Below are 18,336 nucleotides of genomic sequence, written 5' to 3' on the forward strand. Positions count from 1 at the left end.
GGCAGAGCAAGTTATAAACTGGCTTGCAAAGTAGTTAAATCGGTTGTTCAATAAGAACTGACAAGCATTCCGTGATTAACAGAAATCTTAACTACTGACGAGCTCATGTCGCAGATATTTTCTAGCGATCGTGGATTTCTTACGCTCGAAGCAATGCGCGGGTGGGGCGGTGATGGCGGAACCATTTCTTTCTGAAATCAGAATCATGTCTTTTGTTTTCGCGCCCAAGGGCTGGGCACTGTGCGACGGGCAGCTTCTGCCCATCAACCAGAACCAGGCGCTGTTCTCACTGCTGGGCACCACGTTCGGCGGCGACGGACGCGTCAACTTTGCGTTGCCCGATTGTCGCGGACGCATTCCAATCCATGTCGGCAGCGGTCACGCGCTTGGCGAACGTGGCGGCGAGCAGGCCCATACGCTTTCCATAGCGGAACTGCCGACGCATGTGCATGTCGCGAACGCGTCCAGCACGCAGGGCAACTCGACCAATCCGAATTTCGGCGGCGTCGGCTATGTCCTCGCGAAGGATCCAGGGAATGTTTACGGCCCGCCCGGCAACCTGGCCGCGTTGAACGCCGGGAGCGTATCTGGCATTGGCGACAGCCAAGCGCATCTCAACATGCAGCCCTTTTTGACGCTCAGTTTCTGCATCGCCTTGCAAGGCATTTTCCCGTCGCCGAACTGAGGAAACGCGATAATGGCACAACCCTATATTGGCGAGATCCGTATGTTTGCCGGCAATTTCGCGCCGGCCGGCTGGATGTTCTGCGAGGGACAGCTTTTGCCTATCTCCGAGAACGAGACCCTGTTCCAGTTGATCGGCACCACCTATGGCGGCGATGGCGAGAGCACCTTCGCAATGCCGGATTTGCGCGGTCGTCTTCCGCTCCACCAAGGCAACGGCTTTGTCCTTGCCGAGACCGGCGGCACCGAAGAGACCGTGCTGACCATCTCGCAGATACCGACGCATTCCCACGCGTTTCTGGGAAACACGGGCAACGGATCGCAAGCTTCGCCGCAGAACAACGTTCTCGCAAGCTCGACGTTGGTCAAGCTTTATGCGCTGGAAACGGCTGACGCCAACATGGCAACGTCAGCCATTTCCTCGATAGGCGGCAGCCAGCCGCATACCAATTTTCAGCCCTATCTGTGCGTGAACTTCATCATCTCCCTGTTCGGGATTTTTCCGTCGCCGACTTGAAGAAGGATACTGTCATGGCCGATCCGTTCGTCGCCGAGATCCGCATCTTTCCGTTCAATTTCGCGCCCAAGGGCTGGGCGTGGTGCGATGGCCAGCTGTTGCCGCTGTCGCAGAACACGGCACTGTTCTCGCTGCTCGGCACCACTTATGGCGGCAATGGCACGTCGAACTTTGCGTTGCCCGATCTGCAGGGCCGCTCGCCCATGCACCCAGGACAGGGGCCTGGACTTTCCCTGCATTATCTCGGCGAGGCTGGCGGCTCGGAAACCGTGACATTGCTGGAATCCGAAATTCCGATGCATAATCATGCGATGAGGGGGACTGTTGAAGATGGAACGCAAGGCACACTGACCTCCGGCATTACTCTGGCAACGTCCATTGGCGGTGCGGTTTTTCAATCGACCACAAACGCCAACCTTGTGCCCATGAACAGTAACGCCTTGACGCCCGCCGGCAGTGATCAGCCGCATAACAATCTCCAGCCTTATCTCACCTGCTATTTCTGCATCGCGCTGCAAGGCGTTTTCCCGCCGAGAGGCTGAACTCCGAGCCAACAGGGCAATACCGATCATGGCTACCGAAGACGCTCATCTACCATCCCAGGCGGTGCCCCATGGCCACATGCCCGCCGGCGCGACGTTTTTCGAATTGTCGCGGCTGATGGTCGTCGGCATCGATTCGGCCAAGGGACAATTGATCCAGAAGGCACAGACATCGCCGAACGGACCATGGCCGTCGGCCTGGTCTGTCATCGCGCCCGGCGCCTGGGTGATCATGACCGCGGGTCTCACCAAGGATGGTCGCGTCGCCGTGGTCGCGCAGCCTTCGGGCACCACCAGCCTCTCCTTCGTCACCGAGGACGCCAACCAGATCGGCCCGATCGACAAGTGGACCGCGCCGGTCGGCATCGGCGCGCCGCCCGGCGCCTTCAGCTACCAGAAGCTTTCCATGGCGCGCGATGCCGATGGCCGCATCGAGATCTTCCTCACCGACAATCTGGGCCGCGTCTGGTGGATCTACCAGAACCCGGATGTGATCGTGCAGGTGCAGAAGACCATCACGCCGCCCGGCACGACGACACCGATCGTCGTCACCGTCGACGAGCTCAGGCCGCCTGCCCAGCCCTGGAGCGCCTGGATTCAGCTCACAGGCCAGCTTGTGGCGATCACCGCATTGCGCCAGGCTGACGGCCGCATCGCCCTGTTCGGCATCAATTCCGGGCTCAACCTCTACCGTTGCCAGCAGGCCAAGGCCCAGGCGCTGACGGTCGCCGACTGGACGCCATGGGTGCAGATAGACGCCGGCTACCCCTTCACGGAAATGGCGCCTATCATCGGTCCGCTGGGCGGCACCAATCTGTTTGCCATGACGCAGCAGGGCCAGGTCCTGCACACCAAGCAATTGCCGGCAGGCTCCGACACCTGGACGGCCTGGGCGACGCCCGGCTACAGCAGGGTTCCCAAATATACGCTCTGCGCCGGCATCCAGGGCGACGGCGACATGCTGCTGGTCGCCTCCGACCAGCAGCATGTTCACTCCTTCAACGCCCAATACGACGCCGCCACCCAGAACTGGTCGGGATGGCGCGATTTCAACGCCTCCGGCGCCAACACCCGCCTGTCGCTCGACTACAATGCCGATGGCCGTCTTGCCTTGTTCTCGATGATGATCCAGAACGACGGCACGAATGGTCTGTGGACCATCAATCAGATGGCCATGGACAGTTCGGAATGGGAGTGGACCTGGACGGCGCTGGCCACCAGCAACCTCAAGCAGATTACCGTGGTGCGCGACCTGACGCCGCCGGTGTGAGGTCAGTCAGCGTGACAGAAGCGAAACAGGCGCAGCGGCTCCCGGCCTGGCCGCGGTCGCGGCAGGCCGGCCTCGCTTTCCGCCCCGCCGCGGAGGCCGACATGCCGTTCCTAGCGCGGCTCTACGCCTCGACGCGCATGGAAGAGCTCGCCGTGACGGACTGGAGCGAGGCGCAGAAGGTCGCCTTCCTCGACATGCAGTTCCAGGCGCAGCACGCGCATTACCGCAAGCATTATCCCGAGGCCGACTGGCTGGTGGTGGAGCGGGCCGGACAGCCCATAGGCCGCCTCTACATCGAGCGCTGGCCGAGCCAGCACCGCATCATCGACATCGCCTTGCTGCCGGCCCATCGCCGCAAGGGCCACGGCGCCGCACTGCTGCGCGACCTCATCGACGAGGCATGGTCATCGGGCAAATCGGCCTCGATCCATGTCGAGAAGAACAATCCGGCCAGGCGGCTCTATCTCGAGCTCGGCTTCGCAGCGGTCGAGGACAAGGGTGTCTACGATCTCATGGCATGCGCGCCGCCGCGGGGTGGCGCAGACAGTGGGTGAACGGGGACGCCATCCGCTTCGTCATTCCCGGGCCGAGAATCCTGTTCCGGTCGTCGCACAATTCGGCGGTGCTTGTTCGGTATCGATCCTTCGCGCCAGCGTCTCACAAATCGCACCGCTGCTGCGCTCACGCCTGCTTCCAAACTCTAATTGAACACCGCCTCATACAGCCGCCCCGTAGCGTCGGCGGCCACGGGCACGATGAAGATATCGTGGGTCGCGCCACTGCCGGCGAAGCGGTAAGTCGCCTGCGGCAGCGCGGTTTCGCGCGGACCCTTGAACAGCAGCGAGAAACCGCCGCCCGGGCGCGGGCTGGAGGCGATGCGGTTGACCGCGCTCAATTCGAGCGCGATCTGCCTGCCGCCGGCCTCGACGGTGAATGCCTGTCCGACCGCCTGTTCGAAATCCGATGCCGACGCCATGCCACCCCGCCTCAAAGCGCTTGCTGAGCGGGCGGCCAAGGGCAGACCCGCTCCGGTTCCTCATATCCTCGCAATTTCCGGACGCAAGACCGCTACGGCTCCCGGATTTTGCCATGCGAGGCCACTGTCGCCGCTTCGCGGCAAGCTGTCCATAGAGCCATTCCAGGAAAAGTGTGTACGGTCTTCCCGGGAAAAGCGCGCAGCGCTTTCCCTGGGGGATTGCGCAAAAACAAAGAGATAGCGCGGCTCGCCGTTTCCGCGAAACGGTGAACCGCTCCAGGGCCGGCATGGTTGCGGGCGTCCCGCAAGGCGATTAGGGCGCAAACGCCAAAATACAGCAGCGCGTGTCCTTTTATGCGCGCCGGCGACGCTGTAGTACTTTGTCCCTGCGCAGGATTGCTTCGAAGCAAGGCCGGCGCGACAAGAACAGACCCCGCTTTGGGAATTCAATGCTGGACGGGCCGGCCTGGTTGGCCGGCGCGAGGAGGAAAACGGACACATGGCTGACAGCAGTGCGAAGACGGAAACGGCGGGCGAGGCCTTGCCGCTGTTCTATTCCAGGCCCGAGGCGCTCAATCCGGCGCGGCACGGTTCACTCGGCCTGACGGCGCGCAGCGATTTCTCCTTCGCCCGCTCGGCGCATGCCATCCCGGTGGTGGCCTCGGAAATGCCGGCGGCGATGCGCTCCTACCCGATCGTTTTCATCGGCACCGCCAAGGCGCCCGTCATCATCACCGGCCTGCGCCAGGACGAGAACCTGTTCGTCGACGCCGACGGCAACTGGGCCGGGCCGCACTACATCCCCGCCTATGTCCGCCGCTATCCCTTCATTCTCGCCGACGATCCCAAGCAGCCCGGCCGGCTGACGCTGTGCGTCGACCGGGCGAGCGAGCGCGTCATCGACCAGCTGCTGGCGCCGTTCCGCGACGACAAGGTGCTGCCGTTCTTCAGCGGTAACGAGGCGACCGAGGCGACGAAGCAGGCGCTCGCCTTCTGCAACCAGTTCCAGATCGACTTCAGGGCGACCCGCGAGATGGTCGACAAGATCGACGCGCATGCCCTGTTCGCGCCGCGCCAGAGCAAGGTGACGCTGGAAGGAGGCGAGGTGCTGAACCTCACCGATTTCCAGGTGATAGACGAGGCCGCCTTCAACAGATTGAGCGACGAGGCCTTCCTCGACCTGAGAAAGTCAGGCGCGCTCAGCCTGCTCTACTGCCACCTTGCCTCGACCAACAGCTGGACGTCGCTGATGCATCAGGCGTCGCTGCGCAAGGCGGAGGGGGCGAAGAGCGCCTGAACAACCCATGCCGAGATCCTTCGCGGCGCGGCTGGTGAACAAGGTTCGGCGCTAAGCCGCGGCCCGCCTGTCGTGCCGCCCTTCCCTGATCTCTTCCGTGAGCTTGTCGCAGAAGGCGTCGAGATCGCCGGGATTGCGACTGGTGACCAGCCCCTGGTCGGTGACGACCTCGCTGTCTTGCCACAGGCCGCCGGCATTGATCACGTCGGTCTTGATCGACTTGTAGGATGTGACGCGGCGGGCTTTGATGATCCCGGTCTCGACCAGAAGCCAGGGCGCATGGCAGATCGCGCCGACGACCTTGTTGGCCGTCCAGAACGAACTGATGAAATCCAGCGCCTTGCGCTCGACCCGCAACAGGTCGGGATTGATGACGCCGCCGGGCAGAACGATCGCATCGTAGGCATCGGCGCGGGCCTCGTCCAAGGTCTTGTCGACCGGAACTTCGCGCCCCCAATCCTTGTGGTCCCAGCCCTTGATCTTGCCGCTTTCGAGCGACACGATTTCGACCTCGGCGCCGGCCTGGCGCAGCTTGTTCAGCGGCACCTCAAGCTCGGACTGTTCAAAACCATTCGTCGCAAGGATGGCGACGCGCTTGCCGGAAATATCCTGCATCGTTTTTCTCCATGATTGGATTGGATGCAGGGCTAACGAGCCTGAACCGGTACCGTTCCTCGCTGTAACCTTATGTGACCGGAGGGATCTGTGGTGCGCTGTACTGCACCACGGGTCTCCTTTCCTCATCAGCTCTCCTTAGTGAAGGACTGTTACCCTTTTCGTGTCTCAGACTCGGGGTGCACTACGAAATTCTGCTCGCGGATCGCAGCCGCGCAGCAAACGTACAGGCCGCCCCCCGCATCCGGTTTTCTTCCTAGAAGCGGGGGCAGGCAGGCGGCCCTTCATGCCAGCGGCTTACTCGATGACGCGGGCTTCACCGACATCTGCGGCCGACGGATCCAGCCCGTAAGCCTTGAGCGCTTCGGCGATAGCGCCGTTCTTGCGGTAGACATCGAGCGAAGCGTCGACCGCCTTAACGAAGCCCTCATTGCTCTTGTCCAGCAGGAAGGCGGTCTGCGACGGGTTCATGGTCGCATCGATGCGCGGATCCGGCTTCAGGACATGCACCTTGTAGTTCTGCCCTTCGTTCTGAATGACAGCGGAGCCGAAGCCGTCGAGCGCCGCCTCAATACGACCGGCATGAAGATCCTGGGCGAGGTTCAGCGACGACGGATAGGTCTTGGAGCCTTCGTAGAGCTTCTCCATGTCCTGGACCCACAGATATCCTTCCACGGTGCCGACCTTCTTGCCCAGCAGACCGTCGACGGTATCAATGCCGTCGGTCGAGGTGACGGACAGTTGGTCGAGATAGACCGGCGTGGACAGAGCGACGACCTTCGCGCGGGCGGCGGTACGATAGAAGCCGCCAAGCGCGATGTCCGCGCGCCGCGACTGAACTGCGGAAACCGCGCCTGGATATGTGAAGATCTCATACGTGATCTCCAGGCAATTCTCCTTGGCAAAACGCTTCACGAGATCGCCGTCGATACCCGCGATGCCGCCGTCTTTTTCGAGCGAATACGGAGCGGTGTTGGTGAGCGCGACGGTGAGTTTGCCCGCCGACACGGTTTCGAAAGCATGCTGCGGCTTGCAATCCTGTGCGGACGCGACGCTGGCACCCAAGGCCGTGGCAATGGCTGCGGCCGAGATGATCTTACTCCAATTTTTCACTTTGCTCTCCTCTGACATTGATGGTTTTTGATTGCAGGTCAGCCGAGATGGCTGCCCAGCCTACGTTCGGTGTACGAGACCAGCCACCCGAACGGGACGGTGATGGCGAGATAGAACAGGCCCGCCAGGATCAGGACATCGAGGTAGAGGTAGGTGGCCGCACCCACGCGATAGGCGCGCGCCAGAAGTTCGGGGATGGCGATCGTGTATGTAAGGGCCGTCGCCTGGAAGATGAGAATGGCAAAGCCCATCAGCGCGGGTATTGCGAACAGGATTCCCTGGGGGACCACCACGAAGCGCAGGATGTCCCGGCGGGTCATGCCGAGCGCCAGGCCAGCCTCGATCTCACAATGCGGAACCGCGTTCAGACCGGCCCGAAGGATCTCGCTGGTATAGGCGCCTGTCGTTAGCGCCAACGCAATCACGCCGGAGGTGAAGGCACTTACGGTCATCCCCGAAGCAGGCAATCCATAGTAGACCATCTGCAGGACGACGAGTGCGGGCGCGCCGCGCCCGATCTCGACAAGTACCACCGCGAAATAGCGGACGAGCCTGTTTCCAGAGGAGGAGGCAAGCGCAAGAACGAGACCGATAGGCAATCCGAACAGCAGCGCCAGGCCCGCCAACTGGAGACTGACAAGAACTCCTTGGAAAAGCTGGGGGGACCAGTCCAGCCAGTTGGCCAGCATCTCGCTCATTTCGCTTGCCCTCTTGAGCGCAGCCGCTCGTCCATGGCGCGTGCCAACACGACAACGGGTATCGACAGCGCGATGTAGAGAAGCGCAGCGAAAATGAACGGCATGAAGCTGCCGCCTCCGCCTTGGGCCTGCTGCGATGCGTACATCATCACGTCGCGGACACCGATCGTGGAGGCCACGGTCGTGTCTTTGAGCAGGCTGACAAGAAAGGTCGCCATGGGCGGAACCGAGACGCGCAGGACCTGCGGCGCCAGGATGTAGCGCAGCGTATCCAGGCGCGTCATACCGAGCGCCGTGGACGCCTCCCGCTGGCCCTTCGAGAGGGCCAGGAAGCCACCCCTGTAGATTTCAGCGAGATAGGCCGTTGATACCAGCCCCATACCCAGGATGGCAGCCTGATAGGAACTGAGAACGATCACTCCGCTGCCCAATCCGAAGAAGATAATGAACAGCCAGACGATCGGCGGGATTCCCCGGACAACGTCGATGTATATGCGCGCCGGCATGCTTAGAAGGAGCCACCGGGAACGTCGCATCAGCACCAGCGGCACGGCTGCGATGGCCCCGACTGCGAAAGCGCCGAAGGTCACCAGCAGCGTGGCCGGAACGCCTCTGAGCAGTGAAACCAGCAGGTCGATCATCTGCGATCGACCACGGCACGGAAGAACTGCCGCGTGCGCGGCGACGACGGGTTGCGGATCACGGCATCAGGCGGACCCTGCTCGATGATCTCTCCATTGGCCATGACGATCACGCGGTCGGCGACGTCTGCGGCAAAGGCGATCTCGTGCGTGACGATGATCATTGTCATGCCTTCCTGGGCGAGCTCGCGCATCACGGCCAACACCTCAAGCCCGAGTTCGGGATCCAGGGCGCTCGTGGGTTCGTCGAAGAGCATCACCTTGGGGTCAAGAGCCAGGGCGCGTGCGATCGCGATACGCTGCTGCTGGCCACCCGACAGGCGCGCCGGGTAGGAGTGCGCCTTGTCCGTAAGGTGTACGCGTTCGAGCAATTGGGCGGTGCGCGCGTCCGCCTGCTCCCTGGTGCGCCCCAGAACCCGCATCTGCGGCAGCGAAATGTTGCGCTGCACGGTCATGTGCGGAAACAGGTTGAAGGACTGGAAAACCATCCCGGTGGAACGTCGGAGCCTCAACAGCTCTCCGGCGGACAGATTGCGGTCGACCGAAAACCGGATGGCGCCCACTTCGAGGGTACCGGATGACGGCTGTTCGAGCATGTTGATCGCACGCAGCAGCGTGCTCTTCCCCGCGCCGCTGGGTCCGACGATCGCCACGACCTCGCCGCGCGTAATGTCGAGCGAGACGTTTTTCACGGCGTGATGGCCGCCATAGATCACGTTGATGTTCTTGATGCGGACGATGTTTTCTGCCTCGGGCATGGCTTCTTTGTCCTTGCGCTAACGCCGGTGTCCTACTGGTCAAGCCGCCGCAGTATGTACGGCGGGGACGTTTCTTTCCGGAGTTGGAGCGAGACTCTCGGTGCCTGGGATCGATGCGGGAGAGCCCTTGAGCACCCAGTCCGCGACGATCAGGCCTATCACCGGCGCGAGCTGGATCCCGTAGCCGCCCGCACCGGCCGCGGTGATCAGACCGGGCTCGGACTGATCGACTGGTCCGACATGGGGACGGTGGTCGGCGGTGACAGGGTAGAGGCCTGCCCAGCCCCGGCCGAGCCGGGCGCCCGGCAGATCAGGCACGCGCTCGATCAGCATCTCGGCCAGCATGACCTTGGACCCTTCCTCGCACTGCTCGTTGTAATTGTCCGGATCCTCGGGCGAGGGCGAACTTACCTTGTGTATCTCGGCGATGAGCTCGCTCGCTTTCTCGTGCCGAAAGTTGAGTCCGGTGCCCTGCCCGTTCACCAGATCCATGACCATCGGCATTGTGTAGGGGAGCGGCGCGTCCAGGTGGATTGTCAGCGCCTCGTGGCGCTCGGGGTGGATGTGAAGCGTCTGTCCAAGCATCTCGGCAACGCGTGGCGCCCAGGCGCCTGCCGCGTTCACGACGAAGTCGCAGCCGATCGGACCCTTGCTGGTGTCCAACCGATAGCCACCGGATGTCCGCGCGACACCAAGCAGCTTGCGGAACTGGAAAACCTCGGAGCCGAGCTTCTTCACCTCTTGCGCCAGCAACGTGCACATTTCGTGGGGATCGAGGAAGCCGTCGTCCGGCCCGAAGATGCCGCCTTCGAGCCCATCTGAACTCAAGTGCGGCACGAGCTGCTGGAGCTCGCTCGCCTGGTAGACCCTGGACCTGAAGCCGGCATCGCGCTGGATCTCCACCGAGCGGGCGAACAGTTCCATCTGCTCGGAGGTGCGCGCCAGACGCAGATAGCCGATAGGGTTGAAGCCGAGACCGAGGCGCTCCTGCCATCGACGGATGCGCTGCACGGATTGCATGCGCAGCTGGATCTCGAACGAATCCGTCAGCTGTGTGCCAACGACGCCGACCGAGCGGCCGCTGGATCCTGACGCAATGGATTGTGCGTCGATGACGGTGACGCGAGCGCCCTGTTCCGCGAGCGCGTGCGCAGAGCACATGCCGAGTGTGCCCGCACCGATGACGACGACGTGAGGAGAAGCTGTCATGTGACTTCCATCTGTTGCTGCGTCGTCCCGTGCCGGATGGATCCGGCGCCGGACGCGCTACGTCATTGCTTTGCGATTGCTGCGAGGGCGCCGTCGATTGCGGAAAGGATTTCGCGTGCGTCTTCCTCGGTCATCGAGGTGGAAAGCGCGAAGAGTCCGTAACTCGCCGAAAGCACGCCGCGGTCGAGCAGACCCTTGTGGAACAGGTCGAGCTTCGTGCGTTCGGACGCACCCGGATAGACCGACCGATAGTCCGTGATCGGCAACGCCGTGAAATGGACTTTGAAGAGCGAGCCGAGACCGACGCACTGCCCGTTGAGGCCGTGGCGAGCAAGCGAGGCCGTGATGCCGTCGCGAAGCAGGCTGCCGATAGCGTCCAGATGCGCGAAGCTGGCCGGGGTCAACGCGCGCATCGCCGCCAGACCGGCTCGCATCGTCACCGGGTTCGCGGTGAAGGTGCCGCCATGCGGCAATGCAGGCTTGCCTCGCGTTGGATCGAACACCGCCATCACGTCGGCGCGGCCGCCGACGGCGCCGACCGGGAACCCTCCGCCGATGATCTTGCCGAGAGCCGTCAGATCGGGCGTGATGCTCCACAGGCCCTGCGCCCCCGAATAGCCAAGGCGGAGCGAGATCACCTCGTCGAAGATCACCAGCGAGCCGGCGGCATGAGCGATCTCGACCATCGCGTCGAGATAATCCTTCCGCGCGGGAATAAGTCCGGCGCGGTTCGGCATCGGGTCGATCAGAACACCCGCTATCGAGTCTCCATGCGCGTCGAAGACGGCACGCAGGGCCTCCGTATCGTTGAACGGCACCGCGATGACGTCGTCGAGAACTCCCTTCGGCGTGCCTTTCGCGTATGCCGTCGAGGCAGGCATGTCGCCCCAGTTGGCGGGCGAGCTGTCCAGGCTGACTTCCGCGAAGTCGTAGGAGCCATGGTAGGCACCTTCGATCTTGACGATCTTCGGCCGCTCAGTGAACGCCCGAGCCGCCTTGATCGCCATCATGACGCCTTCCGTGCCGGAGTTGGCGAAGCGAACCTGCTCGACCGACGGGAGGCGCTCCACCAGCAGTTCAGCAAGATCAAGTTCGCTCTCGGTGGGCGCTCCGAAAGCCGATCCCCGGGGCATCTGGTCCACCACCGCCGCCGTGACGGCGGGATGGCCGTAGCCATGGATCATGGCCGTGAAATTGTTGATGCAGTCGTAGTAGACGTTTCCATCGACGTCCCAGACGCGGCAGCCCTCGCCGCGCTGGGCATAGATCGGAAACGGGTCGATGAAGACCGTTGTCCGGGTGTTCCCTCCCGGCATGACCTTGCGGGCCCGTTCGAACATCTCGCGGGATTTCGACATTGAATCTGGATAGTGGCGCATAATCTTGTAAACCGATGAAGGAGACAGCCTTGGATGGCCGCGGCGAAGAGCGCGACCTCTTTCGATCACCTGGTCATGATCGTGTGGCTCTGCTCGCGCAGGTACTGTGGCAGGAACCACGAGCCGAGACCGCCCTTGCCGCTGACCCCGGTGCCCTTCCAGCCGCAGAATGGCTGCGCGCCTGGCCATGCACCCGTCGTCGCGCCGCTCGCACGGTTGGCGTAGAGAACCCCTGCTTCGGCGGTGTCGAGGAAGTGACGCAACTCTTCCTGGTCGTTGGTAAAGATGCCGGCGGATAGTCCGTAGGCGATGTCGTTGCCCTCTTCGATCGCGGCATCGAGACTATCGAAACCGCGGACGACCACGAAAGGCATGAAGAGTTCGTCGCGGGTCAGCCGGCCCGGACCATCAAGTTCGACGACCGTCGGCAGGACGTAGTTGTCCGCAAAGCCCTGGCCCAGGGCGGCGCCCCCAAAATGCACCTTGCCTTTGCCCTCGACTTCCGACAGTGCGGCCTGGAAAAGGGCGACTGTGGCGTCGCCATAGACAGGGCCCATAAAGGTCTCGGCCTTGCGAGGATCTCCGACCACCAGCTTTGCGGCGAATGCTACCAGCTTCTCGATGAATTCCGCCTTGACCTTCTCGTCGACATACACGACCGAGCATGCGGAGCACTTCTGGCCTTGCAGGCCAAAAGCGGAGCGCGCCACTCCCTGCGCCGCACGGTCGAGATCGGCCTTGCTGGTCACGTAGGCAGGGTTCTTGCCACCCATTTCGGCGATGACGGGCTTCATGTGGGGCAGCGTTGCCATATGACGGAAGATGCTCATGCCGGTCTTATGGGAGCCCGTGAATGCAACGCCGTCGATGCCGTTGTCGGTGGCAAGAAGGCGCCCCACCTCTCCATCGCCAAGCACGATGTTGAAAACACCTTCGGGCAATCCCGCCTTGCGAAGCGTTTCGGCAATCAGCAATCCGGTCAGCGCGCAACCCGGCGACGGCTTGTAGACCACCGCATTGCCTGTCAACAGCGCACCCGAAACCATGCCGATCGACAAGGCGAGCGGAAAGTTGAAAGGAGCGATGACCGCGAAGACGCCATAGGGCTTCATGACACTCGTAGCGGTCTCGTTTTCGACCAACATGTTCATCGGCCGGACGAACCCGTTGTTCGCCTTCATCTCCGATGCGTAGTACTCGACCATGTCGAGGCATTCCTCGGCTTCGCCGACTGCCTCGAGGCGGGACTTTCCGATCTCGTATAGCGCTGCCAAACCAAGGTCATACTTCCGCTCCGCCAGCGCCTCTCGCCAGCGGGCGCCGAATGCAAGGCGATCGTCCAGCGTCGAACGGTTCCAGGCCTTCGCGCCGGCCCGGGCAGCCTGGATCGCCGACTTGACGTCTGACGGGGTTGAAACCGGGAACTTGCCGAGAGAGATCTTCTTGTCGATAGGGCTCAGGATTTCTTTCCGAGCGCCAGTCGCAAACGGCGTCGACCACTCGCGACCCAGTGTGTTCTTCTCGAAATCCGGGATCATTGCGTCGAGGTGAGCGTGAACCGGGGAAAAATCCACTCCGATGTTCGAGTAGGTCACACGCGGGAGTTCAGCCATTTCAAGTTCCTCCGAAAATCGGTATTTAGTCCGATAATCAGGATTTGGCTTGCGAGTCAATCGAGGGGACCATAAAATGGGTATAATACCGAATTTCGGAATTTGCGAGGACATTTCCCGGTTCGGATTGCTAACCGAGCCCGACCGATCGGGGCGTGCGGCCGTTCGGCTATTCCACGCAGCTCCGGGCTCAAGGCGCGGCGGAATAACAAGGGACCGACCTTGCCCCTCATGTCTGTTTTGAACGATAACCTTCTTGCAGTTGCAATTGTCAGATCGGCGTAGGTGCCCTTGAATACGAAATCAAAGAAGCCGAGCGCCAAGGACAGCCCCCTCGAGCGCTACATCTCGATCATGGAGACGGTCGCGCCGTTCGAGCACGGCCTGACGGCGATCGAACTCGAAACGACGCTTGGATTGCCCAAAACCACGATCAACAGGCTGCTGCATGCCTTGATCGAAAGCGGGATGATCACCGCCGAGAGCGTTCGCAATCGGACATACCGTCTCGGCGATCGCCTGTTGCAGCTGCTACAGATGTCTCCGGATAGCGGCTGGCTGACGACGCTCGCGCAGCGACCGCTTCAGGATTTGGCCGACCGCACCGGCCAGTCGGCGTTCCTGTCGAAGTTCGACGGTACCGAAGTGCGCTCGGTCACCTGCGTCGCGCCCGACACTCCGGTCCGGACCTATGTCATGCCGGGCATGGCCATGCCTGTAAATGCGACCGCTTCGGCCAAGGCGATCCTTGCGTTTCATCCGCAGGAGACCGTGAAGAGGATCCTGGCGACGGAGCTGCGCAGCTACACCGATCGGACGAAAACGAAGATCGCGGAGTTGACCAGGGAATTGGCCGACGTTCGGGAGCAGGGTTACGCCATGGACCTGGCCGAGCATGTTCCGGGCCTGGGCTCGATAGCATTTCCGATAAGGCCGACGAGCGGTGAGGTGATATACGCGGTGGGACTTACGGGACCCTACGGTCAGATCATAGAGCAAAACTTCAAGCAGCATTGCGCAGCGCTCGCGGAGGCCGCCCAGCGCATGGCGAAGCTGGCGCAGATGCAGGCCTACAACGGATCGGCTATGGCCGCAAAGAATGCCGCCGCGGATCAGCGACAGGGCGGTGCGTGAGAGGCCGGTCACTTGCGCGAAGACACGTCGCGCTTTGAACCGAGAATGTAGTTTCGCGATCTCCGTCTCGACGGCGGCGAATGTCCGGCTCCCACCCTCCGATCCGCGACCTTGATCTTCCATCGACAAGATCATGGGTGGGAACATGCTCTCCTATCTCGAGCGACTTGGACGCTAATTCCCTCCATGGCAGCGCCCTAACGCAGCACTGCCCGCAGTTCAGCTTGGAGTGCACGCAACGGCTCCAGGTAGAGCGCAACGAGATTGCCGACACCCACTTGTGTCGCCGCAACGCCAACGTTCACGGCTGCGATCACCGTCCCGCGCACGGTCATCAACGGCACGGCGATCGAGCGCAATCCGAGCTCGACCTCCTGATCGATCAACGCGAACCCTTGCGTCCGCACCCGCCCCAACTCCGCAAGGATGGTGTCGGGGTCAGTCAAGGTGTGAGCAGTCCGCGCCGGCAGGGCATGGGAAGATAGAAGATGTGCAGCGCGTTCCGGAGGCATGGCTGCCAGGAGCACGCGCCCCATGGAAGTGCAGTATGCCGGAAGCCGCGAGCCGGGCATCAGCGCGATCGACATCACCTTTCGCTGCGCCGCGCGCGCGACGTAAACGACGTCGGTGCCGTCCAGAATCGAGACGGACGAGCTTTCGCCGAGCCGCTCCGAAAGGTCATCCAGCAAAGGCTGCACCAGATGCGGCAGCGGCATGGTTGCCAGACAGGCTGTCCCGAGCCTCAACACGCGCGGAGTGAGCGTGAAGAACTTTCCGTCGTAGTCGGCGTAGCCGAGATGGGAAAGCGTAAGGAGACAGCGTCTGGCTGTCGCCCTGTCGAGACCGGATGCATTCGCGACGTCCGTGATCGACTGCCGTGGCCGTTCCACCGTGAACGTCTCTATGACGGACAACCCCTTGGCCAAGCCACCCATCGTGTCTCGTTCGGAAATGGGCATCCATTCACCTTGTGCGATATGTCAACAAACGAATGATATCGCACAAGCCGGCTTGCCGAAAGATCTCGTCTGCCGATACGTGTGGCGGCGAAATCCATCTTGGTGCCGGGAAAGGCAGGTTACGTGGACAAGACAATCGCGAGCCTCGCGGAAGCAGTGGCAGTCGTCCAAGACGGCATGACCGTCATGATCGGCGGCTTCGGCGGCGCAGGTGCTCCGATAGAGCTGATCCACGCCCTGATTGACCATTTTCGCGCTACCGGCGCCCCGAAAAACCTTACGATCGTCAACAACAATGCAGGGAACGGACGGATCGGCATCGCCGCCATGATCGACAATGGCATGGTCGCCAAGATGATCTGCTCGTTCCCGCGCTCGTCCGATCCGCGGGCATTCACCGAGCGGTACCTCGCCGGGAAAATCGCGCTCGAACTGGTTCCACAGGGGACCCTGGCCGAACGAATCCGCGCCGGTGGCGCGGGCATCCCGGCTTTCTACACGCCGACGAGCTACGGGACCGACCTCGCGGCCGGCAAGCCTGTGGCCGAGTTCGAGGGGCGCCACTATGTGCAGGAACGTTGGCTGAAGGCGGATGTGGCCCTCATCAAGGCGGAACTTGCCGACCCTCATGGTAACCTCACCTACAGGAAGGCGGCACGCAACTTCTCGCCGCTGATGGCGATGGCCGCACGCACGACCGTCGTTCAGGCGCGCCGGATCGTCCAGCCCGGTGCGATTGATCCTGAGCTGGTCGTGACGCCCGGGATCTTCGTGGACCAGGTGATCGAGGTCTCGAACCCGATGCAGGAAGAGACGCTTATCCGCCAAGGGGTCGCATACGCATGACAGTCAAGCTGACCAACGCGCAGATTGCATGGCGCGCCGCGCAGGACATTGAGGACGGCGCTTATGTGAACCTCGGCATAGGCTTTCCCGAGATGGTGGCGAGCTTTCAGCCGCATGGGCGCCGGGCGATCTTCCACACCGAAAACGGCATCCTCAATTTTGGCGAAGCCCCGGCGGCAGGCGACGAGGACTGGGATCTGATCAATGCGGGCAAGAAGGCGGTCACGCTCAATCCGGGCGCTTCGTTCTTCCACCATGCCGACAGCTTCGCGATGGTGCGTGGCGAACATCTCGACGTTGCCATTCTCGGCGCCTACGAGGTGGCCGAGACCGGTGACCTTGCGAACTGGAGCACAGGACCCAAGGGCATACCAGCGGTCGGTGGTGCCATGGATCTGGTGCACGGAGCAAAACGCGTGGCCGTCATCACCGATCACGTCACCAAGGACGGTCGTCCGAAACTGGTGAAAGCCTGCAGCCTTCCCCTGACCGGCGTGCGCTGCGTGACGAGGGTCTACACGAGCCTTGCGGTCATAGACATCATCGATTGTCGTTTCGTGCTGCGCGAGAAGCTGCTTGCGATGAGCTTCGATGAATTGCAGGCGCTGACCGGCGCAGAGCTTAAGGTCGATGGCGAAATCAAATCCTTGGCGGCACCGGAGCTCTGAATGACCGAGGCCTTCATCTGCGACTACATCCGCACCCCGATCGGCAGGTTTGGCGGTTCGCTGTCCTCGGTCCGGGCCGACGATCTCGGCGCGGTGCCGCTGCGAGCGCTGCGGCACCGCAATCCAGGCCTGGACTGGTCCGCGGTGGATGAGATCATCTTTGGCTGCGCCAACCAGGCAGGCGAGGACAACCGCAATGTCGCGCGCATGTCATCGCTGTTGGCTGGACTGCCGATCGAAGTCCCCGGCAGCACCGTCAACCGCCTGTGCGGTTCTGGAATGGACGCCGTGGGCATCGCTGCACGGGCCATCAAGGCCGGCGAAGCCGACCTGATCATCGCCGGTGGCGTCGAATCCATGAGCCGCGCGCCGTTCGTGCTTCCGAAGGCGGGCGAGGCGTTCTCGCGCAACGCCGAGATTTACGACACCACGATCGGTTGGCGCTTCGTCAATCCATTGATGAAGAAGCAGTACGGCGTCGATTCGATGCCGGAGACGGGTGAAAACGTTGCGGAAGCCTTCAAGGTCAGCCGCGCCGATCAGGATGGCTTCGCCGCACGCAGCCAGGCCAGGACCGCCGCCGCTCAGGAAAATGGCCGGCTCGCGCTGGAGATCACGCCGGTGACTGTGCCCCAGCGCAAAGGCGATGCGATCGTGGTTGATCGCGACGAACATCCACGCGCCGGAACGACAACCGAGTCGCTCGCCAAGCTTGCAGCGCCGTTCAAAAAGGAAGGCGGCACCGTCACCGCGGGCAACGCCTCTGGCGTGAACGACGGCGCGGCAGCGCTGATCATCGCGTCCGAAGCCTCCGTCAAGGCATTCGGGCTCACACCGATCGCCCGGATTCTGGGCGTCGCGACGGCCGGGGTTGCCCCACGGATCATGGGAATCGGTCCGGCTCCGGCGACACGCAAGCTTTGCGCGCGGCTCGGCATCGCGCCTTCGGACTTCGATATCATCGAGCTGAATGAAGCATTTGCCTCCCAAAGCATCGCCGTGCTCCGCGAACTCGGGATCCCCGAGGACGCGGAGCATGTGAACCCGAACGGCGGAGCGATCGCGCTCGGGCACCCGCTTGGGATGTCGGGCATTCGCATCACCGGCACTGCCGCGCTCGAGTTGCGGTCCCGAAAAGCACGACTGGCCCTGGCCACGATGTGCATCGGTGTCGGACAGGGTATCGCGATCGCTCTGGGCAGTGCGTAGCGGAGATGGTGCGACAGTCCGAGTCAGGCGGATTGCATCGATCCGCAGCAAGCAACCACGGGTATGGATCGGTTGACGTTTGTCAGCTTGTCGATTCGCTAACAGACCAGAGCTATGGCGAGCCGACAAAGATCGTGCCCTGGCTCGCCAAGTCATGGGAGATATCAATGACCTACGCGCAAAAAAGAAGCGCCGCACTAGGCGGCGC

The 18,336-nt window shown here is 62.4% G+C and carries 20 protein-coding genes; 10 read left to right on the forward strand and 10 right to left on the reverse strand.

Annotated elements, in window-relative coordinates; all coding sequences use genetic code 11:
* Positions 1 to 172 precede the first annotated feature (172 nt).
* From FJ942_RS11055 to FJ942_RS11075, 5 genes are read left to right on the forward strand one after another with little or no spacing between them, the layout of a single operon-like run.
* Positions 173 to 685 (forward strand): tail fiber protein, encoded by a 513-nt coding sequence (locus FJ942_RS11055; RefSeq protein ID WP_140655037.1) that lies wholly within the window; start codon positions 173 to 175, stop codon positions 683 to 685.
* 12 nt (positions 686 to 697) lie between these two features.
* The gene (locus tag FJ942_RS11060) at positions 698 to 1,201 is read left to right on the forward strand and encodes a tail fiber protein (RefSeq protein ID WP_140655040.1); all 504 of its coding nucleotides are present in this window, start codon (positions 698 to 700) and stop codon (positions 1,199 to 1,201) included.
* Between the two features lie 14 nt (positions 1,202 to 1,215).
* On the forward strand, positions 1,216 to 1,743 hold the full coding sequence (locus FJ942_RS11065) for a tail fiber protein (protein WP_140655043.1): 528 nt from the start codon (positions 1,216 to 1,218) through the stop codon (positions 1,741 to 1,743).
* Positions 1,744 to 1,771: 28 nt separating this feature from the next.
* The gene (locus FJ942_RS11070) at positions 1,772 to 3,013 is read left to right on the forward strand and encodes a hypothetical protein (protein WP_181169885.1); all 1,242 of its coding nucleotides are present in this window, start codon (positions 1,772 to 1,774) and stop codon (positions 3,011 to 3,013) included.
* A gap of 11 nt (positions 3,014 to 3,024) precedes the next feature.
* Positions 3,025 to 3,567 (forward strand): GNAT family N-acetyltransferase, encoded by a 543-nt coding sequence (locus FJ942_RS11075; RefSeq protein WP_246679768.1) that lies wholly within the window; start codon positions 3,025 to 3,027, stop codon positions 3,565 to 3,567.
* A 146-nt stretch (positions 3,568 to 3,713) separates the two neighbouring features.
* On the opposite strand, the gene FJ942_RS11080 is transcribed toward FJ942_RS11075, so the two are convergent.
* Entirely contained in the window at positions 3,714 to 3,989 is a 276-nt protein-coding gene (locus FJ942_RS11080; RefSeq protein WP_140492044.1) for a hypothetical protein, read from the reverse strand.
* A 499-nt stretch (positions 3,990 to 4,488) separates the two neighbouring features.
* On the opposite strand from FJ942_RS11080, the gene FJ942_RS11085 reads away from it, so the two are divergent.
* The gene (locus tag FJ942_RS11085; protein ID WP_140897735.1) at positions 4,489 to 5,286 is read left to right on the forward strand and encodes a SapC family protein; all 798 of its coding nucleotides are present in this window, start codon (positions 4,489 to 4,491) and stop codon (positions 5,284 to 5,286) included.
* Positions 5,287 to 5,337: 51 nt separating this feature from the next.
* Here the strand turns inward: FJ942_RS11085 and FJ942_RS11090 are convergent, their stop codons facing one another.
* The 8 genes from FJ942_RS11090 to FJ942_RS11125 all read right to left on the reverse strand — a co-directional run bounded on the left by FJ942_RS11090 (position 5,338) and on the right by FJ942_RS11125 (position 13,312).
* The gene (locus FJ942_RS11090) at positions 5,338 to 5,901 is read right to left on the reverse strand and encodes a type 1 glutamine amidotransferase domain-containing protein (RefSeq protein ID WP_140559191.1); all 564 of its coding nucleotides are present in this window, start codon (positions 5,899 to 5,901) and stop codon (positions 5,338 to 5,340) included.
* Between the two features lie 297 nt (positions 5,902 to 6,198).
* Positions 6,199 to 7,014, reverse strand: coding sequence for a transporter substrate-binding domain-containing protein (locus FJ942_RS11095; RefSeq protein WP_181169889.1), 816 nt, complete (start codon positions 7,012 to 7,014; stop codon positions 6,199 to 6,201).
* A gap of 38 nt (positions 7,015 to 7,052) precedes the next feature.
* On the reverse strand, positions 7,053 to 7,712 hold the full coding sequence (locus tag FJ942_RS11100; protein ID WP_140492032.1) for an amino acid ABC transporter permease: 660 nt from the start codon (positions 7,710 to 7,712) through the stop codon (positions 7,053 to 7,055).
* A complete protein-coding gene (locus tag FJ942_RS11105; RefSeq protein WP_140650083.1) occupies positions 7,709 to 8,353 on the reverse strand; it encodes an amino acid ABC transporter permease in 645 nt (214 codons plus the stop codon). The genes FJ942_RS11100 and FJ942_RS11105 overlap by 4 nt, the downstream gene beginning before the upstream one ends.
* A complete protein-coding gene (locus tag FJ942_RS11110; protein ID WP_263483292.1) occupies positions 8,350 to 9,111 on the reverse strand; it encodes an amino acid ABC transporter ATP-binding protein in 762 nt (253 codons plus the stop codon). Before FJ942_RS11110 ends, FJ942_RS11105 begins: the two co-directional genes overlap by 4 nt.
* 39 nt (positions 9,112 to 9,150) lie before the next feature.
* Positions 9,151 to 10,320 carry an FAD-binding oxidoreductase gene (locus FJ942_RS11115; protein ID WP_140625348.1) on the reverse strand — a complete coding sequence of 390 codons (1,170 nt, stop codon included), beginning with the start codon at positions 10,318 to 10,320 and terminating at the stop codon, positions 9,151 to 9,153.
* A gap of 62 nt (positions 10,321 to 10,382) precedes the next feature.
* Positions 10,383 to 11,678 carry an aspartate aminotransferase family protein gene (locus FJ942_RS11120; protein ID WP_224519126.1) on the reverse strand — a complete coding sequence of 432 codons (1,296 nt, stop codon included), beginning with the start codon at positions 11,676 to 11,678 and terminating at the stop codon, positions 10,383 to 10,385.
* Between the two features lie 86 nt (positions 11,679 to 11,764).
* On the reverse strand, positions 11,765 to 13,312 hold the full coding sequence (locus FJ942_RS11125; protein ID WP_140897886.1) for an aldehyde dehydrogenase family protein: 1,548 nt from the start codon (positions 13,310 to 13,312) through the stop codon (positions 11,765 to 11,767).
* A 291-nt stretch (positions 13,313 to 13,603) separates the two neighbouring features.
* On the opposite strand from FJ942_RS11125, the gene FJ942_RS11130 reads away from it, so the two are divergent.
* Positions 13,604 to 14,446: an IclR family transcriptional regulator gene (locus FJ942_RS11130; protein ID WP_140492015.1), complete on the forward strand. Its 843-nt coding sequence runs from the start codon at positions 13,604 to 13,606 to the stop codon at positions 14,444 to 14,446.
* A 197-nt stretch (positions 14,447 to 14,643) separates the two neighbouring features.
* Here FJ942_RS11130 and FJ942_RS11135 read toward each other — a convergent pair whose 3' ends face one another.
* Positions 14,644 to 15,405: an IclR family transcriptional regulator C-terminal domain-containing protein gene (locus FJ942_RS11135; RefSeq protein WP_140492012.1), complete on the reverse strand. Its 762-nt coding sequence runs from the start codon at positions 15,403 to 15,405 to the stop codon at positions 14,644 to 14,646.
* 123 nt (positions 15,406 to 15,528) lie between these two features.
* On the opposite strand from FJ942_RS11135, the gene FJ942_RS11140 reads away from it, so the two are divergent.
* Genes FJ942_RS11140 through pcaF form a run of 3 tightly spaced genes read left to right on the forward strand, consistent with a single transcriptional unit; the run spans position 15,529 to position 18,128 of the window.
* Positions 15,529 to 16,251 carry a 3-oxoacid CoA-transferase subunit A gene (locus FJ942_RS11140; protein ID WP_140559188.1) on the forward strand — a complete coding sequence of 241 codons (723 nt, stop codon included), beginning with the start codon at positions 15,529 to 15,531 and terminating at the stop codon, positions 16,249 to 16,251.
* A complete protein-coding gene (locus tag FJ942_RS11145; RefSeq protein ID WP_140559187.1) occupies positions 16,248 to 16,919 on the forward strand; it encodes a 3-oxoacid CoA-transferase subunit B in 672 nt (223 codons plus the stop codon). Before FJ942_RS11140 ends, FJ942_RS11145 begins: the two co-directional genes overlap by 4 nt.
* Positions 16,920 to 18,128 carry a 3-oxoadipyl-CoA thiolase gene (gene pcaF, locus FJ942_RS11150; protein ID WP_140655055.1) on the forward strand — a complete coding sequence of 403 codons (1,209 nt, stop codon included), beginning with the start codon at positions 16,920 to 16,922 and terminating at the stop codon, positions 18,126 to 18,128.
* Positions 18,129 to 18,336 lie beyond the last annotated feature (208 nt).

The sequence above is a fragment of the Mesorhizobium sp. B2-4-2 genome, from assembly GCF_006442845.1.
Taxonomy (GTDB): domain Bacteria; phylum Pseudomonadota; class Alphaproteobacteria; order Rhizobiales; family Rhizobiaceae; genus Mesorhizobium.